The following is a 15,464-nucleotide window of genomic DNA, read 5'->3' as shown; positions in this document are numbered from 1 at the left end:
GGCAGCCGCCGGTCCGCGGCGCCCCGGCCGCGGGAGGACGACGAACCGGGCCAGGCGCGCGGGGAGCCCGCCGGGACGCGGGCGGGCCTTCGCACCCCGTGCGGCGGTTCGGGGGTTTAGGTTGGCGGAGAAAAGATTTTGGGCAGCCGGACTCGCGATGGGGGCGAGCATGACCATGCTAAAAGGGGCCAATGTTCCGGTGCCGGCTCAGGCCGTGCGGGTCGAATTGGGGTGGCGTGCCTCCCCGGGGACACCGGACGTGGACGGTTCCGCGCTCCTTCTCGTGTCAGGGAAGGTGCGCAATGACGCCGACTTCGTCTTCTACAACCAGCCCGCGCATGCCTCCGGCGCGGTGCGCCACGAGGGCAAGCGCCCTTCCGCGGAGGGGATGACGGACAACCTCGCGGTCGACCTCGCCCGCGTCGAGCCCGCCATCGACCGCGTGGTCCTCGCCGCCTCCGCGGACGGCGGCACCTTCGGCCGGGTGTCCGGACTGTACGTACGGGTCACGGACGCGGCGAACGGCAGGGAGATCGCGCGCTTCGACAGCGCGGACGCCACGGTCGAGACCGCGTTCATCCTCGGCGAGCTCTACCGGCGCCAGGGTGCCTGGAAGTTCCGGGCCGTGGGCCAGGGATACGGCACCGGTCTCGAAGGCCTCGCGACCGACTTCGGGATCTCCGTCGACGAACCGCAGCCGCCCCAGCACCCGCGGTCCCCTCAGCATCCGCAGCCCCACCGGCCGCAGACGCCTCAGACGTACCAGCCGCCCCAGTCGTCCTGGGCCTCCCCGCAGACGCAGAGCGCGACGACGCCCCAGCCCATGCCGCCCGCCCCGCCGGTGGCGCCCCCGGCACCCGCCGCGCCCCCGGCCGCCCCCGTCCGCCTCTCCAAGGTGACGCTCACCAAGGAAGCACCGCGGGTCTCCCTCGCCAAACAGGGCGGCACGTCGGGCGCGCTCCGCGTCAATCTCAACTGGGAAGTGCGCAAACAGTTCAAGGGCTGGGCGAGCAAGCTCGGCAGGGCGGTCGCCCAGCACGCGGACCTCGACCTCGACCTCTGCGCCCTCTACGAGCTGACCGACGGCCGCAAGGGCGTCGTCCAGGCCCTGGGGAACGCCTTCGGCGCCCTCCAGCAGCCTCCGTACATCCATCTCGACGGGGACGACCGCACCGGCGCCGTCTCCACCGGCGAGAACCTCACCGTCAACCTCGACCACATGAACAAGCTCCGGCGCGTCCTGATCTTCGTCACCATCTACGAAGGCGCCCGGAGCTTCGCCGATCTCCACGCGACCGTCACGCTCCAGCCCCAGAACGGCGCGCCGATCGACTTCTCGCTCGACGAGTGCACCGTCCCCTCCACCGTCTGCGCCCTGGCCCTGCTGACGAACAACGGGGGAGACTTCACCGTCCAGCGCGAGGCCCGCTACCTCGTCCCCGAGCGCGGGGTGAGCCCGCAGCGCACCATCGACTACGCCTACGGGTGGGGCATGAACTGGACGCCCGGCCGCAAATGATCCCCCGGCGGTCCGGCAGGCCCTGCCGGACCGGCCTGCCACCGGCTCCGCTCACCGCTCCGGCGCGGCCTCGGGACGGGCGTACGTACGCCCCTTCCAGGCCGCGCCCCGGCCCTGGTAGTGCCGCACCGCCGAGTCGACCGTCATCAGCAGATAGAGCACGGCGGTGAACGGCAGCAGCGGAGCCCACCACAGCGACTGCCGGTAGTAGCCCAGCATCGGCAGATACGTCCCGGTCATCACCGCCCAGGCCAGGCCGCCCGCCCACGCCGCCGCCGCGTCCCCGGCCAGCAGCCCGGCGGTCAGGGTGAGCGGCGGCGCGAGATAGACCAGCGCGAGCCCCAGCACCGTCCCCACGAGCAACGGCGGACTGTGCCGCAGCTGGGCGTACGCGCTCCGCGTCACCATCCGCCACAGATCGGCCAGCCGCGGATAGGGCCGCACGCTGTCCACCCGCTCGGCGAGCCCCAGCCAGATCCGCCCGCCGCTGCGCTGGACCGCCCGGGCCAGTGACACGTCGTCGATCACCGACTGCCGGATCGACTCCGGTACCCGCGCCCGCTGGGCCGCCTCGGTCCGCAGCAGTACACAGCCACCGGCCGCCGCCGCCGTCCGCGCACCCGCCCGGTTCACCCACCGGAACGGGTAGAGCTGCGAGAAGAAGTACACGAAGGCCGGAACGACCAGCCGCTCCCATCCGCTCGACACCCGCAGCCGGGCCATCTGCGAGACCAGGTCGTAGCCGCCCGACTCGGCGGCGGCGACCAGCTCGCGCAGACTGTCGGGCTCGTGCGCGATGTCGGCGTCCGTCAGCAGCAGGTACGCCGGTCTCCGCACCCGGGCCCGGGTGATTCCGTGCCGTACCGCCCAGAGCTTGCCCGTCCAGCCCGCCTCGGGCTCGTCCGGCGAGAGCACCGTCACCGGCAGCCCGCCGTACTTCACGGACAGCTGACGGGCGACGTTCCCCGTGCCGTCCGTGCTGCAGTCGTCGACGAGGAAGACCTCCGCCCGCCCCGGATAGTCCTGTGCCAGGAGGGCCGGAAGGCTCACCGGCAGCATGTCGGCCTCGTCACGTGCGGGCACCACGATGGCGACGGACGGCCAGCGGCCGGGGTCCTGCCGACGGGGCAGCCGCTGGCCGGTCAGCCAGAAGAACCCCTGTCCCAGCAGCAGCCACACCCACGCGGCCAGTGAACCCACGGCGATCCAGGCAACGGCGCTCATTCGCCGCAGTCTGCCCCACCGGGGCGGAACCGCACGAGCGGTCGACTATGGTGACTGGGTGAAGATCGCGCTCATGGACTCAGGACTCGGCCTCCTCGCGGCGGCCGCCGCAGTACGCCGACTGAGGCCCGACGCCGATCTGGTGCTCTCCTCCGACGCCCCCGAGCACACACCCTGGGGGCCGCGTACGCCCGAGTACGTCACCGCCCACGCGCTGGACGTGGCCCGTGCCGCCGCCGCACACCGGCCGGACGCACTGATCGTCGCCTGCAACACCGCCTCCGTGCACGCCCTGCCCGCGCTCCGCGCCGCGTTCGAACCCGCGCTGCCGGTCATCGGTACCGTCCCGGCCATCAAGCCGTCCGTCGCCGTGGGCGGCCCCGTCGCCATCTGGGCCACGCCCGCCACCACCGGCAGCCCGTACCAGCGCCGGCTCATCGCGGAATTCGCCCGCGCCGTGGACGTCACGGAGGTGCCCTGCCCCGGTCTCGCCGACGCCGTGCAGAACGCCGACGAGACCGCGATCGACCGGGCCGTCGCCGCGGCCGCCGCCCGCACCCCGCACGATGTCCGGGCCGTGGTCCTCGGCTGCACCCACTACGAGCTGGTCGCCGAGCGCATCCGCGCCGCCGTCGGCCGCCCCGGCCTGCCGCCCGTCGCGCTGTACGGGTCGGCCGGGGCCGTCGCCGCCCAGGCACTGCGCCGGATCGGGGCCGAACCCGCTCCGTCGGCCGAATCCACCGGAGCGGTCCGTGTGCTCGTCGGAGGCCGCGCCGTGGAGCTCCCGGGAGCCGCGCTGGCCTACCCGGAAGGGCTGCTGCTGGGATCCGTGAGCCCGGTCCGCTGACCGTGCGGGGGCCGCTCGGCCGCGCCCGGCGTGCACGATCCTGAGTACGCTGCTTGACATGAGGGACGACTCCCGAAAGCCCCGGCACACCGGAACAGATCCCCACCCCGCCGTCTGGACCGGCCGGGCCACCAACCGGGCCCAGTGGGTGCTCGCGGTCGCGGGCGCGGCCTGTCTGGCGCTCGGGGTCGAGCTGGCCGTCAGCTCCAGCTGGACCGCCGGGACCGTCGCGCTGATGATGTCCGTGGTCGGCTGTGTCGCCGCCGGACTCCTCATGCTGTTCGGCACCCTCGCCTTCGTGAACGTGGCCGTCCGGATCGACCGGGACGCCCTGGAGGTGCGCTGCGGCCACATGGGCGTGCCCCGCCGCCGGATCCTGCTCACCCAGGTGGTGGGCGTCGATTTCGTCCCCGAGGTCACCCCGCGCCAGTGGGGCGGCTGGGGCTATCGCTGGCGCCCCGAGCAGGGCACGGCCGTGGTGGTCCGCAGGGGCGAGGGCCTGGTGCTCCGGCTCGGCGACGGCCGGACGTTCACCATCACGGTCGACGACGCCGAGGCGGGCGTACGGTTCATCCGCGAACGTCTGCGTCTGACCACGGGCGGCGCGGCGGCCGGAGCCTGACCAGGGGCACTTCCGGACGGGAGGGTCTCCCGGGCCCACAGCCGCCCACCGTAGACTCCGCCGGGTGAGCGCCACCATCACCCCTCTCGGAGCCGCGCAGCCGGTTTCCGCCCCCGTGTCCCGGAGACAGCGCCTCGTGCGACCTGCCGCCGCCGTGATCGCGGGCGTCATGCTCTACCTGAGCTTCCCGCCCCGCCCCTTGTGGTGGCTGGTCCTGCCCGGGTTCGCCCTGCTCGGCTGGGCGCTGCATGGCAGGCGGCTGCGGGCCGGGTTCGGGCTCGGACTCCTCGCCGGTCTGGGCTTCATGCTGCCGCTGCTGCACTGGACGGGCGAAGACGTCGGCCCGGTGCCGTGGCTGGCCCTCGCCACCGCAGAGGCGCTGTTCATCGCGGTCGGCTGTGCCGGGATCGCCGCCGTCAGCCGGCTCGCCTGCTGGCCCCTGTGGGCCGCCGCCGTCTGGGTGCTCGACGAGGCGGTGCGGGCCCGGGTGCCGTTCGGCGGCTTCCCCTGGGGAAAGATCGCGTTCGGCCAGGCCGACAGCGTGTTCCTGCCGCTCGCCGCCCTGGGCGGCACCCCGCTGCTCTCCTTCGCGGTGGTGCTGTGCGGCTTCGGCCTGTGCGAAGCGGTCCTCCGCTTCCGCGCGTACCGCCGTACCGGCGTCCTGCCGCGGGGCGCCGTCGCCGCCGCTGCCGCGACCGTTCTCGTGCCCGTCGCCGGGGCCTTCGCCGCGCTGCCCCTGGTCGATGCCTCCGCCGAGGACGGCACCGCGACCGTCGCCGCGATCCAGGGCAACGTGCCACGGCTCGGACTCGACTTCAACTCCCAGCGCCGCGCCGTCCTCGACAACCATGTGCGCCGCACCGAGCAGCTCGCCCGGGAGGTGAAGCAGGGCAAGGTCCCGCAGCCGGACTTCGTCCTGTGGCCCGAGAACTCCTCCGACCTCGACCCGTACCGTAACGCCGACGCCCGGATCCTGATCGACGAGGCGGTGAAGGCGATCGGCGTGCCCACCGTGGTCGGGGCGGTCGTCGCGCCCGACAGCGGAAACCTGCGCAACACCCTGATCCAGTGGAACCCGGACAAGGGCCCGGTCGACACCTACGACAAGCGCCACATCCAGCCGTTCGGCGAGTACATGCCGATGCGGTCGGTCGCCCGGGTCTTCAGCTCGGACGTGGACCGGGTACAGCGCGAGTTCGGACCCGGGAAGAAGGTCGGCGTCTTCGATCTGGCGGGCACCAGTGTCGGGCTCGTGACCTGCTACGAGGCCGCCTTCGACGACGCCGTACGGGACACCGTCACGCACGGTGGCCAGCTGATCGCCGTACCCAGCAACAACGCCACCTTCGGCCGCAGCGAGATGACCTACCAGCAGCTGGCCATGTCCCGGGTGCGGGCGGTCGAGCACAGCAGGTCCGTCGTCGTCCCCGTCACCAGCGGGGTCAGCGCGGTGATCCGCCCGGACGGGACGATCGTCCAGCAGTCGAAGCAGTTCACCCCGGACGCGCTCGTGGACGAGGTGCCGCTGCGGTCCTCGCTGACGCCCGCGACGCGGATGGGCACGCTTCCCGAAGGCGTGCTCGTGCTGATCGCCGCGGCCGGACTCGGCCTGGTCGCCCTGCGCACGGTACGCGCCCGGCGCGGTCGGTGACCGTCATCCGCACCACGTAGGGTCGGGGCCATGAGCACTCCTGATTTCATCCGTGAGATCCGCGCCACCGCGGGTCAGCAACTGCTCCTGCTGCCGGGGGTCACCGCCATCGTCTTCGACGACGAGGGCAGGGTGCTGCTGGGCCGTCGCACCGACACCGGCAAGTGGGCGGTCATCGGCGGTATCTGCGAGCCGGGCGAGCAGCCCGCGGCCACGGCGGAGCGCGAGGTGTTCGAGGAGACGGCGGTGCGCTGTGTGGCGGAGCGGGTGGTGCTCACCCAGGCCCTGGAGCCCGTGCAGTACGCGAACGGTGACCGTTGCCAGTACCTCGACGTGACCTTCCGCTGCCGGGCGACCGGCGGCGAGGCCCGGGTCAACGACGACGAGTCGCTGGACGTGGGCTGGTTCTCGGTGGACGCGCTGCCGCCGCTGGACGAGTTCGGCCTGTTCCGGATCAAGCAGTCCCTGACCGACGAGCCCACCTGGTTCGAGCCCACCGCCCAGCCGTGAGCGGCACCGTCCGCCGGGCGGGCCGTGCTCACGGCCCCCGCCCGGCGGACGGTGTTCAGGCGGTCCGGGCGTCCGCCGCCGGTGTTCTGGAGCCGTCCGGGTCGGTGGCCGCCGCCCCGATGTCCGCGAGATCCCGGTGCCGGGTCTCCCGGGCACAGCCGACCGCGAGCAGGGTGATCAGGGCCGCGGCGATGACGTACAGCGAGACCGGCGTCGAGCTGCCGTAGTCCGCGAGCAGCGCGGTGGCGATGAGCGGCGCCGGGGCACCGGCCGCGACCGAGGAGAACTGCGCGCCGATCGACGCGCCCGAGTACCGCATCCGGGTCGCGAACATCTCGGAGAAGAACGCCGCCTGCGGGGCGTACATCGCGCCGTGGAAGACGAGCCCGACAGTGACGGCGAGCAGTACGTTCCCGAAGCTCCGGGTGTCGATCAGCGCGAAGAACGGGAACGTCCACGCCCCGACGCCGAGCGCGCCGGCCAGGTAGACGGGCTTGCGCCCGATCCGGTCCGACAGCGCTCCCCACATCGGGATGACCGCGAAGTGCACGGCCGAGGCGATGAGTACCGCGTTGAGCGCCGTCTGCTTGCTCAGGCTTGCTGCCGTGGTCGCGTAGACGAGCACGAACGCGGTGATGACGTAGTAGCTGATGTTCTCCGCCATCCTGGCGCCCATGGCGATCAGCACATCGCGCCAGTGGTGCCGCAGCACGGCCACGAGCGGCATCTTCTCCGTGGCCCCGGCGGCGGACGTGCGCGCCTCGGCCTGGGCCAGCGCGGCCTTGAAGACCGGTGACTCGTCGACGGAGAGCCGGACCCACAGGCCGAGGAGCACCAGGACACCGGAGAGCAGGAACGGGATACGCCAGCCCCACGCCGCGAAGGCGGAGTCGGACATCAGCGCGGTGAGCGCGGAGAGCACCCCGGTGGCGAGCAGCTGACCCGCCGGGGCGCCGGTCTGCGGCCAGGAGGCCCAGAAGCCGCGCCGCCGGGCGTCCCCGTGCTCCGACACCAGCAGCACCGCACCGCCCCACTCACCCCCCAGCGCGAAGCCCTGCACCAGCCGCAACACGGTGAGCAGCACCGGGGCGGCGGCTCCGACGGTGGCGTGGGTCGGCAGCAGCCCGATGGCGAACGTCGCCCCGCCCATCATCAGCAGGCTGATCACCAGCAGCTTCTTGCGGCCGAGCCGGTCGCCGTAGTGCCCGAACACCAGGGCACCGAGCGGCCGGGCGGCGAAGCCGACCGCGTAGGTGAGGAAGGACAGGAGGGTGCCGACGAGCGGGTCGGACTCGGGGAAGAACAGCTTGTTGAAGACCAGGGCTGCGGCCGAGCCGTACAGGAAGAAGTCGTACCACTCGATGGTGGTGCCGATGAGACTCGCGGCGACGATGCGTTTGAGAGAGCGGCTGGTAGACGGGGCGGATGCCGAGGCAGCCATGAACACCACTTCCGGGCGGTTGGCGGGGACGGTCTCGTGTCGCCACACCGTAGGAATGGGCAGGTCAGAGGCACATGTGGCGGGACACCATAGTTCTCGGTCCAGGTGTGCGCGGGGCCACTATGACAGGCACGCCGAGACTGCTTCGAGGACCGAATGGAAGGCTGGCAGGCGCCTGTCAGGATTGCGCTGTGAGGCATGGTTCATCGCCCTGCTGCTGACTCCCGTACTGACTCCCGTACTGACACCTGTGCAGACACCTCTGCGGACTCCCGTGCTGACTCCTGTGCTGATGTGGTGCTGACCTGAAACCGCATGTCAGCCCCCCGGCCTGACGAAGCACTACTGCCCTCGACGTCTGGTCAGGGGTGGCCAGGGGTGGACGATCCGGCCTTTCTCTCCCCCTCCAGGAGCGGCCGTGCATCCTGTTCAGGAGGTCACCGAGGGCGGAGAGGACGCGGAACGGGTCAAGCAGTCGGGTGCGGGTGGCGCATCCCCCGTGAGAGCTACAGGAGCTGTCCATGCGCGGGTGATTCGCGGACGCCGGTGGACTCCTAGCGTGGTCGTCAGGTCGCCGAAGGCGCGACCTACAGGGGAGGCGACCATGGGCACGACGTCCGTCACACGGCACGGCACAGGCTGCGGCCCGGACAAGGACCGCGACGGACGCGACGGCCACGGCGGACGCGACGGCCACGGCGGACGAGGCGGCCACGGCGGACGCGGCGGCCGTTTCGGCCGGATCGCGCGCTCTCCGCTCGGCTGGATGCTGACGGGGATGGTTGGCGTCGGCCTGGTCTCGGGCCTGACGGCGACCGGACCCGGCCCGGTGCCGGCGCTGGGCGCAGCCGCCGCGGTGGCCGTGTACTGGTGGGTCATGCGCCGTGTCGCACGACGTTCCACGCCGGAGACCGCCCGGCACGGGGCCAGCCGGGAGGCGCTGCTCGGCGGCGGGATCGGCCTGGGCTTCATCCTTGTGTCCGCTCTCCTGATCACCGCGTTCGGAGGCTACTCGTTCTCCTGGGCGGGCAACGGCTTCATGCCGGTCGTCTGGACCACGGCCGTGGTGCAGATCGGCGCCGCGGTCACCGAGGAATTGCTGTTCCGTGGTCTTGCCCTGCAGGCCCTGGAGCAGCTGTGGGGCAGCCGGGCCGCCATCGTGATCACCTCGCTGTTCTTCGGTGTCGCCCACCTGGGCGCCCCGGGAGCGAGCGCGTGGGGCGGACTGGCGATCGCCCTGGAGGCGGGCGTTCTGCTCGGAGCCGCGTTCCTGTGGCGGCGTAACATCTGGTTCGTCGCGGGTCTGCACTTCGCCTGGAACACCACGGAGCAGCTGCTCGGCATTCCGGTCTCCGGACACACCCCCGAGGGGCTGTTCACCGTCGGCATCCACGGCTCCACCCTCCTGACCGGCGGCAGCTTCGGCCTGGAGACGTCGGTTGTGCCCGTCCTCATCGGCGTGGCTCTCGCCGTCCCGATGCTTGTCCTTGCCCACCGGACCAGTGGGATCAAGTCCCCTCGACGCACGGGCCGCTGAGACAGGCCGGCTGGAGGAAACAGAAGTGATGTCCCGTCAGGCGCCCTGGAGCCTCCCGCTGCTCCGGGCGCCGCTCGACTGGTGGCAGGAGCGGGACGCCTTCCTCAAGGACGGCATCCTCGCCCTGACGCTCACCTTGCTGGCCTTCGTGCCGACACTGTCCAACCTCGGTGCGCAGATCGGTGATCTGCCCGAGCGGCCGGGGAACGTGCTGAGCGTCGGGCTGGTTCTGGCCCAGACCCTGCCGCTGGCGGTCCGCCGCAGGTGGCCCGCATCCTGTCTGACCGGCGTCGCGGGCGCGTTCGCCGTGCACCAGGCGCTGGGCTTCACGACGACGTCCGCCAGTGTGGGGCTGTATCTGGCCCTGTACTCCGCCGGGGCTCATCAGGTCCGCTTCCGCCACGGTCTGGCCGTCGTGGCGAGTGTGGGCTACGCCGTGCTGGCCATCGTCCTGGACCGCCTCGGCTCACCGCAGTCGATACCGGACTACCTCGCGTTCTGTCTGGTCCTGGCCGGGGTCTGGCTGGTGGGGAGTACGGTGCGCACGCGGCGGACGGAAGAGGCGAAGCGGCGGCGGCTGGCTGCCGAGATGGCCACGGCCGCCGAGCGGGCGCGGATCGCCCGCGAGCTGCACGACGTGGTCACCCACCACGTGACGGCCATGGTGGTCCAAGCCGACGCGGCTCAGTTCCTGCTCACGTCCGCGCCGGAACGCGCCGGCGAGGGACTGACAGCCGTCAGCGACACCGGCCGTCGGGCGCTGACGGAACTGCGGTATCTGCTCGGCGTCCTGGAGGCGACCGGTGAGTCGGCGTCTGAGGACCTGGCAGGTGCGGGCCGGGCACCCGCCCTGGGACGGGTGGGTGACCTGGTCGAGCAGGCCCGCAGGGCGGGTCAGCCAGTCGAGTACAGCGAGCACGGCGAGCGGCGGCCACAGAGCGTGGACGTGGAGCTGGCCGCGTACCGGGTGGTGCAGGAGGCCCTCACCAACGCCATGAAGTACGTGACCGGGAAGCCGACACGGGTCCTGCTCCGGCACGGTGACGAGCACATCGAGATCGAGGTGACCACCGACGGACCCGTCGCCGCACCGGGCACACGGAAGGCGGGCCCTGCGGGCGGACGAGGGCTGGCCGGGCTGCGTACACGGGTGCGGATGCTCGATGGTGAACTGGAGGCCGGTCCCCGGCCCGAGGGCGGGTTCGAGGTCCGCGCCACGATTCCGTCCAGGCCCCTTCAGGAGTGACCCCGTGAGCGATGCGCCGCCACCGATCCGTGTGCTCGTCTGCGACGACCAGGCGCTGGTGCGGACCGGCTACGTCACCATCTTCTCCGCGCAGCCCGACATGGAGGTCGTCGGGGAGGCCGAGAACGGCCACGAGGCGGTTCAGGCCGCGCGGCGGCTGCGCCCCGACGTGGTCGTGATGGACATCCGGATGCCCCTGCTCGACGGCATCCAGGCGACGCGGCAACTGGCCGGTCCCGATACCGAAGGCACGCCGAAGGTACTGGTCGTCACCACGTTCAACGTCGACGCCTACGTCTACGACGCGTTGCGCGCCGGAGCGAGCGGTTTCCTCCTCAAGGACGCGCCTCCGGCGGAACTGGTCAACGGCATCCGGACCGTCGCCCGGGGCGAGGCCCTGCTGGCACCCGCCGTCACCCGCCACCTCATCGGCCGGTTCGCCCAGCATCTGCGACCGGCCGACACCTCCCGGCCGGCCAGACAGGACGTCGTGCGGGCACTGACCCCCCGCGAGCTGGAAGTGCTCCACCTGATCGCCGAGGGGCTGTCGAACGCGGAGATCGCCGCGGCGATGTTCATCACGCCCGAGACCGTCAAGACCTATGTGTCGCGAATCCTGGCGAAACTCGGCCTGCGCGACCGCGTCCAGGCCGTTGTCCTCGCCTACCGGGTCGGACTGGTGCCCGGTACGGCGTGAACCGGCACGGCCGCGCGCCCGGGGTGCAGCGCCGCCCACCCGGCAGACCGGGCGAAGCCCCCGCCTGTCCTTGGCGATCTCCCTGACAGGGAAGCACGGGCTGGAGCCCGGCCCGCGACTGCTCTCACAAACGGTCCTTGGAACCCGTTCTCACCCAGAAGCGGGACGGACCCCCTTCCGGGACTTGCATGACGCGAAAACCCGGACCGGCTCACTGCGCAGATCGCTGGCGGCGCGGTCGCCTCCGCCAAGGCGGGCGTCCTGGTTCAAGGCGGTGTCCTGCGGGGTGAGGCCGGGGCGTAGTCGGTGCCAGGACGGGGGCGTAGGAGTCCGGCGCGGATGCGGGGGTGGAAGGGGCAGGTGCTGGTGGTGCTCTTCTGTACGTGCCGGGCGAGGGCGGTGCGTTTGCGGTCGGTCCATCCGGTGCCGACGCTGCCTGATGGGGGAGTCAGGTACGGGAACTCTCTGCATGCCTCACGCCCCCGAAGCTCTGTGCGGGGTTCCGACGTGCTGCGGAGCGGTATCAGGTCAGGTCGGTGCGAGGGTCGATAGCCCAGTGGTTGGTCTGGAGGACCCGACCGGCGAAGGGCACGTCTTGCTTGCCCAGGAACCGGAAGCCGAGGGCGCGGCAGATGCCGTTGGACGGGGCGTTGGCTGTCGCCTGAAACGCATGCATCAACCCCCATCAGCCGTCGTCGCGGGCCAGCTCAAGCAGCGTGCGGACGCCCTGCTTCCCGGGCCCCCGTCCCTGGTACTCCGGCAGTATCACCCAGCCGATCTCGGAGACGCGCTCGCCGTCTGCGCCGTGGGGCCACAACGTCACGGTTCCCGCTGTGACAGGCGAAAGATTCGATCAAATGATCGCAGCGTCATCCTTTCGGGGGTGGCTGTATGGATACGCGGCAGCGTGCTGGCTGGTAGCGCGATGATCGTCTGCGGCGCGGGACGGTTCGGCTGTCGAACCGGTGGAGCCGCATCGCGCTGCCGACTCATGTTCGTCTCCGAATCCGGGAAACCGCAGGCGTAGTCCACCCGGGCAGATGCACCTGTTCGTCCAAGTGGCGACTGCCGGGGGTGCGGTGGTGTTCAGCGCCGCAGGGTGCGTGTCGAAGAGGCGGCACCTGTTTACGGGGGATTCGCCGACCGGACGTACCTGCAGAGCCTGGTGGACGGGCCCGGCCGGTCGGGCGTGGGCCGGGTACGCATGGTGCCGCTGTCTCTCTGGAGGCCGGGGCGCTCTCACCACCGCAGAGGAGCACGGATGCACCTGATTCCCTCAGAGCAGGAGAAGCTGCTGCTGAGCGTGGCCGGGATGCTGGCCAGCTATCGCAAGGAGCGTGGCGTCAAGCTCAACTACCCCGAGGCGGTGGCGTACATCAGTTGTTGGGTCATCGAGGAGGCACGGGCGGGCAACTACACCGTCGACCAGATGATGAGCGATGCCGACGTTCCCCTGGAGCAGCGGAAGGGGGACACCCAGGGCCGGGGCGAGAGCGTCCTGACCACCGACGACGTCATGGAGGGCGTGCCCGAGATGCTCGACATCCTCCAGGTCGAGGCGACCTTCCCCGACGGGCGCAAGCTCGTCACCCTCTACGACCCGATCCGCGCGCCGAAGCCCGCCCCGCTGCCCGCTCCCATCCGCTGAGGTCAAGTGCCATGCCCTACTTCCAGCCGCTGGCCCCGAAGCCTCCGGTGACCACGCCGGTCACGTGTCCGGGCACGTGCCCCTGCTACTCGGCCCATCACTGCCAGGAGGCGGAACCCGTACCGCCCTCGTCCCTGGACCCGGACCGGTCCCATGACTTCTCCCAGTACAAGGTGGGAGGAGTGTGGGTCAGGAACCCGTCCGCGGTGCGTGTGCTCAACGCGCAGAGCGACAAGGCCGTTGTCTATGTGGTCAACGTCGGTGACCGTGACATCCAGATCGGTTCGCACTTCCATCTGGCCGATGTCAATGAGGACCTGCTGTTCTTCACCGACCTGGACACCGCCACCGAGGCCGAGGCCGTACTGACCGACCCCCAGCGCCTGCGGTCCGAGCAGATCGCTGCGGCCCGCGCGCTGGCGTACGACCGGTCGAAGACGCCGGGGAAGGCACCTTGGGGGTGCCGCCTGGACATCGCTCCGGGGGACTCCATGCGGTTCAGCCCCGAGAACGCGCCCAGCGAGGCGATCGAGGTCGTGCCCATCGGCGGGAGGCGGCATGTGCCGGGCCTGCGCAAGGACAAGCCGGCTGACGACGTCGCTCTCGACTGACAGGGCCCTCGTACACCCAGCTGGAGGAATGCAATGGCGAACATCACCCGCGAGCAGTACGCGAAGTCCTACGGTCCGACGGTGGGCGACCAGGTCCGCCTGGGGGACACCAATCTCTGGATCGAGGTCACCGAAGACCTGACGTTCGGTGGGGACGAGGCGATCTTCGGCGGCGGCAAGACCATCCGCGAGTCGATGCTGCAGGGGACGGTCACCAGTGCGCAGGGCGCCCCCGACACCGTGATCACCAACGTGATCATTCTGGACGTCGCCCCCGCTCTGGAGCGGGGCAACGGCAGTTCCATCGTGCGTGCCGACGTCGGGATCAAGGGCGGCAAGGTCGTCGCGGTCGGCAAGGCCGGCAACAGCGACGTCATGGACGGGGTCACCCCGGGCCTGGAGATCGGCCCTTCCACGGACGTGATTTCCGGCGAGGGCAAGATCCTCACCGCGGGTGCCGTCGACACCCACGTGCACTACATCTCCCCCTCGGCCGTCATGGAAGCACTGTCCACCGGGACCACCACGCTGATCGGCGGCGGTGTGGGACCTTCCGAGGGGTCCAAGGCGACCACCGTGACGCCTGGCCCGCAGCACCTGGTGAACCTGCACCGCAGCTTCGACGACCTGCCGGTCAACGTGATGCTGCTGGGCAAGGGCAACACCGTCAGCAAGGCCGGCCTGGACGAGCAGGCACTCGCGGGCGCTGGCGGTTACAAGATCCACGAGGACTGGGGAGCCACTCCGGCAGCGCTGGACGCCGCGCTGAGGGCCGGGGAGGAATGGGGGCTGCAGGTCACCCTGCACGCCGACTCCCTCAACGAGGCGGGCTTCGTCGAGACCACCCTCGGCGCCATCGACGGGCGCGGAGTCCACGTCTTCCACGCCGAGGGCGCAGGCGGTGGGCACGCCCCCGACATCCTGAAGGTGGCTGCCGAGCGGAACGTCCTGCCTGCCTCCACGAACCCGACGCTCCCGTACACCGCGAACACGGTGGCCGAGCACATCGACATGCTGGCCTCCGCCCACCACCTCGATCTGAGGAACGAGAACGACCAGGCGTTCGCCGACTCCCGGATCCGCTCCACGACCATGTTCGCCGAGGACGTGCTGCACGACATGGGAGCGATGTCCATCACCTCCTCCGACGCCCAGGCCATGGGCCGTATCGGCGAGGTCGTGACCCGCACCTGGCAGGTCGCCCACGTCATGAAGGAGTGGAGCCACAAGACCTTCAAGGACACGAACTTCTTCTACGGTGCCGGTCAGGGGCAGGGCGACAACGCCCGGGCGCTGCGCTACGTGGCCAAGTACACCATCAACCCCGCCGTCGCCCACGGCATCGACGAGTACGTCGGTTCCGTGAAGGAGGGCAAACTCGCAGACCTCGTGCTGTGGGATCCGAGGTTCTTCGCCGTACGGCCCGAGATGGTCATCAAGGCCGGTGCCATGGTGATCGGCAACTTGGGTGACCCCAACGGTTCGGTGTCGACTCCGCAGCCGACCTTCCTGCGGCCCGCGATGGCTGCCGCGATCGCCTGCCGGCTGTCCTACTCGTTCGTCTCCGAGAAGGTGCTCAACCCGCCTTCCGGCACCGACCCGTACAGCTCGGTGAAGGGCAAGGGCGTGTTCAAGGACTCGTTGAAGGACACTCTCGGCCTGCGGCGCGAGCTGAAGGGCGCGAAGCCCGTCAAGGACGTCGAGAAGGCGGACATGGTCTTCAACGACGGGCTGTTCGGCATCGACATCGACCCGGCCACGTTCAAGATCGCGGTGGAAATCCCGGGAGTCGACCCGTCGGAAGGACACAGCCTCACCCGGCACAAGAGCCGAAACGGTTTCTGGTACCTCGACCAGCCAAAACCGCCGAAGAGCCTGCCGCTCACCCAGCGATACCTGCTGTTCTGAGGC

Annotated in this window: 15 protein-coding genes; 11 read left to right on the top strand and 4 right to left on the bottom strand. The window is 70.9% G+C overall.

Going from position 1 to position 15,464, the window contains the following annotated elements; translation table 11 throughout:
• The first annotated feature begins 157 nt into the window (after positions 1-157).
• Entirely contained in the window at positions 158-1,519 is a 1,362-nt protein-coding gene (locus ACFVWY_RS05855) for a TerD family protein (RefSeq protein WP_389867684.1), read from the top strand.
• Positions 1,520-1,570: 51 nt separating this feature from the next.
• On the opposite strand, the gene ACFVWY_RS05850 is transcribed toward ACFVWY_RS05855, so the two are convergent.
• The gene (locus ACFVWY_RS05850; RefSeq protein WP_389867682.1) at positions 1,571-2,743 is read right to left on the bottom strand and encodes a glycosyltransferase; all 1,173 of its coding nucleotides are present in this window, start codon (positions 2,741-2,743) and stop codon (positions 1,571-1,573) included.
• A gap of 58 nt (positions 2,744-2,801) precedes the next feature.
• Here ACFVWY_RS05850 and ACFVWY_RS05845 point away from each other — a divergent pair, with 58 nt between their 5' ends.
• The 4 genes from ACFVWY_RS05845 (at position 2,802) to ACFVWY_RS05830 (ending at position 6,373) form a co-directional block, all read left to right on the top strand.
• Entirely contained in the window at positions 2,802-3,590 is a 789-nt protein-coding gene (locus ACFVWY_RS05845; RefSeq protein WP_389867680.1) for a glutamate racemase, read from the top strand.
• 58 nt (positions 3,591-3,648) lie between these two features.
• Positions 3,649-4,212, top strand: coding sequence for a hypothetical protein (locus ACFVWY_RS05840; RefSeq protein ID WP_389867679.1), 564 nt, complete (start codon positions 3,649-3,651; stop codon positions 4,210-4,212).
• A 64-nt stretch (positions 4,213-4,276) separates the two neighbouring features.
• Positions 4,277-5,863 carry an apolipoprotein N-acyltransferase gene (lnt, locus tag ACFVWY_RS05835; protein ID WP_389867677.1) on the top strand — a complete coding sequence of 529 codons (1,587 nt, stop codon included), beginning with the start codon at positions 4,277-4,279 and terminating at the stop codon, positions 5,861-5,863.
• Positions 5,864-5,893: 30 nt separating this feature from the next.
• Positions 5,894-6,373, top strand: a complete 480-nt coding sequence (locus ACFVWY_RS05830; RefSeq protein WP_389867675.1) for an NUDIX domain-containing protein — start codon at positions 5,894-5,896, stop codon at positions 6,371-6,373.
• Between the two features lie 55 nt (positions 6,374-6,428).
• Here the strand turns inward: ACFVWY_RS05830 and ACFVWY_RS05825 are convergent, their stop codons facing one another.
• Positions 6,429-7,814, bottom strand: a complete 1,386-nt coding sequence (locus ACFVWY_RS05825; RefSeq protein ID WP_389867673.1) for an MFS transporter — start codon at positions 7,812-7,814, stop codon at positions 6,429-6,431.
• A gap of 604 nt (positions 7,815-8,418) precedes the next feature.
• Here ACFVWY_RS05825 and ACFVWY_RS05820 point away from each other — a divergent pair.
• The 3 genes from ACFVWY_RS05820 to ACFVWY_RS05810 are packed head-to-tail and all read left to right on the top strand — an operon-like array spanning position 8,419 to position 11,294.
• Entirely contained in the window at positions 8,419-9,351 is a 933-nt protein-coding gene (locus ACFVWY_RS05820; protein ID WP_389867671.1) for a CPBP family intramembrane glutamic endopeptidase, read from the top strand.
• Positions 9,352-9,379: 28 nt separating this feature from the next.
• Positions 9,380-10,597 carry a sensor histidine kinase gene (locus ACFVWY_RS05815; RefSeq protein ID WP_389867669.1) on the top strand — a complete coding sequence of 406 codons (1,218 nt, stop codon included), beginning with the start codon at positions 9,380-9,382 and terminating at the stop codon, positions 10,595-10,597.
• A gap of 4 nt (positions 10,598-10,601) precedes the next feature.
• Positions 10,602-11,294, top strand: coding sequence for a response regulator (locus tag ACFVWY_RS05810; protein WP_389867667.1), 693 nt, complete (start codon positions 10,602-10,604; stop codon positions 11,292-11,294).
• Between the two features lie 523 nt (positions 11,295-11,817).
• On the opposite strand, the gene ACFVWY_RS05805 is transcribed toward ACFVWY_RS05810, so the two are convergent.
• Together ACFVWY_RS05805 and ACFVWY_RS05800 are read right to left on the bottom strand one after the other, a co-directional pair.
• Positions 11,818-11,970 carry a hypothetical protein gene (locus tag ACFVWY_RS05805; protein ID WP_389867665.1) on the bottom strand — a complete coding sequence of 51 codons (153 nt, stop codon included), beginning with the start codon at positions 11,968-11,970 and terminating at the stop codon, positions 11,818-11,820.
• 9 nt (positions 11,971-11,979) lie between these two features.
• Positions 11,980-12,117: a GNAT family N-acetyltransferase gene (locus ACFVWY_RS05800; RefSeq protein WP_389867663.1), complete on the bottom strand. Its 138-nt coding sequence runs from the start codon at positions 12,115-12,117 to the stop codon at positions 11,980-11,982.
• Between the two features lie 438 nt (positions 12,118-12,555).
• Between ACFVWY_RS05800 and ureA the strand changes: the two genes are divergently transcribed.
• From ureA to ureC, 3 genes are read left to right on the top strand one after another with little or no spacing between them, the layout of a single operon-like run.
• Entirely contained in the window at positions 12,556-12,942 is a 387-nt protein-coding gene (ureA, locus tag ACFVWY_RS05795; protein ID WP_389867661.1) for an urease subunit gamma, read from the top strand.
• 11 nt (positions 12,943-12,953) lie between these two features.
• On the top strand, positions 12,954-13,553 hold the full coding sequence (locus ACFVWY_RS05790; protein WP_389867659.1) for an urease subunit beta: 600 nt from the start codon (positions 12,954-12,956) through the stop codon (positions 13,551-13,553).
• A 33-nt stretch (positions 13,554-13,586) separates the two neighbouring features.
• Positions 13,587-15,461, top strand: a complete 1,875-nt coding sequence (ureC, locus tag ACFVWY_RS05785) for an urease subunit alpha (protein ID WP_389867657.1) — start codon at positions 13,587-13,589, stop codon at positions 15,459-15,461.
• Positions 15,462-15,464 lie beyond the last annotated feature (3 nt).

It is taken from the genome of Streptomyces sp. NPDC058195, from assembly GCF_042883525.1.
Taxonomy (GTDB): Bacteria; Actinomycetota; Actinomycetes; order Streptomycetales; family Streptomycetaceae; genus Streptomyces.
Note: the sequence above shows the minus strand (reverse complement) of the source record. Positions and strands in the feature narration are given on the sequence as shown.

Coding starts and splice junctions, on each gene's coding strand:
- ACFVWY_RS05840 (WP_389867679.1), top strand. CDS start 3,649: ATGAGGGACGACTCCCGAAAGCCCCGGCACACCGGAACAGATCCCCAC.
- ACFVWY_RS05830 (WP_389867675.1), top strand. CDS start 5,894: ATGAGCACTCCTGATTTCATCCGTGAGATCCGCGCCACCGCGGGTCAG.
- ACFVWY_RS05820 (WP_389867671.1), top strand. CDS start 8,419: ATGGGCACGACGTCCGTCACACGGCACGGCACAGGCTGCGGCCCGGAC.
- ureA (WP_389867661.1), top strand. CDS start 12,556: ATGCACCTGATTCCCTCAGAGCAGGAGAAGCTGCTGCTGAGCGTGGCC.
- ureC (WP_389867657.1), top strand. CDS start 13,587: ATGGCGAACATCACCCGCGAGCAGTACGCGAAGTCCTACGGTCCGACG.
- ACFVWY_RS05815 (WP_389867669.1), top strand. CDS start 9,380: ATGTCCCGTCAGGCGCCCTGGAGCCTCCCGCTGCTCCGGGCGCCGCTC.
- ACFVWY_RS05825 (WP_389867673.1), bottom strand. CDS start 7,814: ATGGCTGCCTCGGCATCCGCCCCGTCTACCAGCCGCTCTCTCAAACGC.
- ACFVWY_RS05805 (WP_389867665.1), bottom strand. CDS start 11,970: ATGCATGCGTTTCAGGCGACAGCCAACGCCCCGTCCAACGGCATCTGC.
- ACFVWY_RS05790 (WP_389867659.1), top strand. CDS start 12,954: ATGCCCTACTTCCAGCCGCTGGCCCCGAAGCCTCCGGTGACCACGCCG.
- ACFVWY_RS05850 (WP_389867682.1), bottom strand. CDS start 2,743: ATGAGCGCCGTTGCCTGGATCGCCGTGGGTTCACTGGCCGCGTGGGTG.
- ACFVWY_RS05855 (WP_389867684.1), top strand. CDS start 158: ATGGGGGCGAGCATGACCATGCTAAAAGGGGCCAATGTTCCGGTGCCG.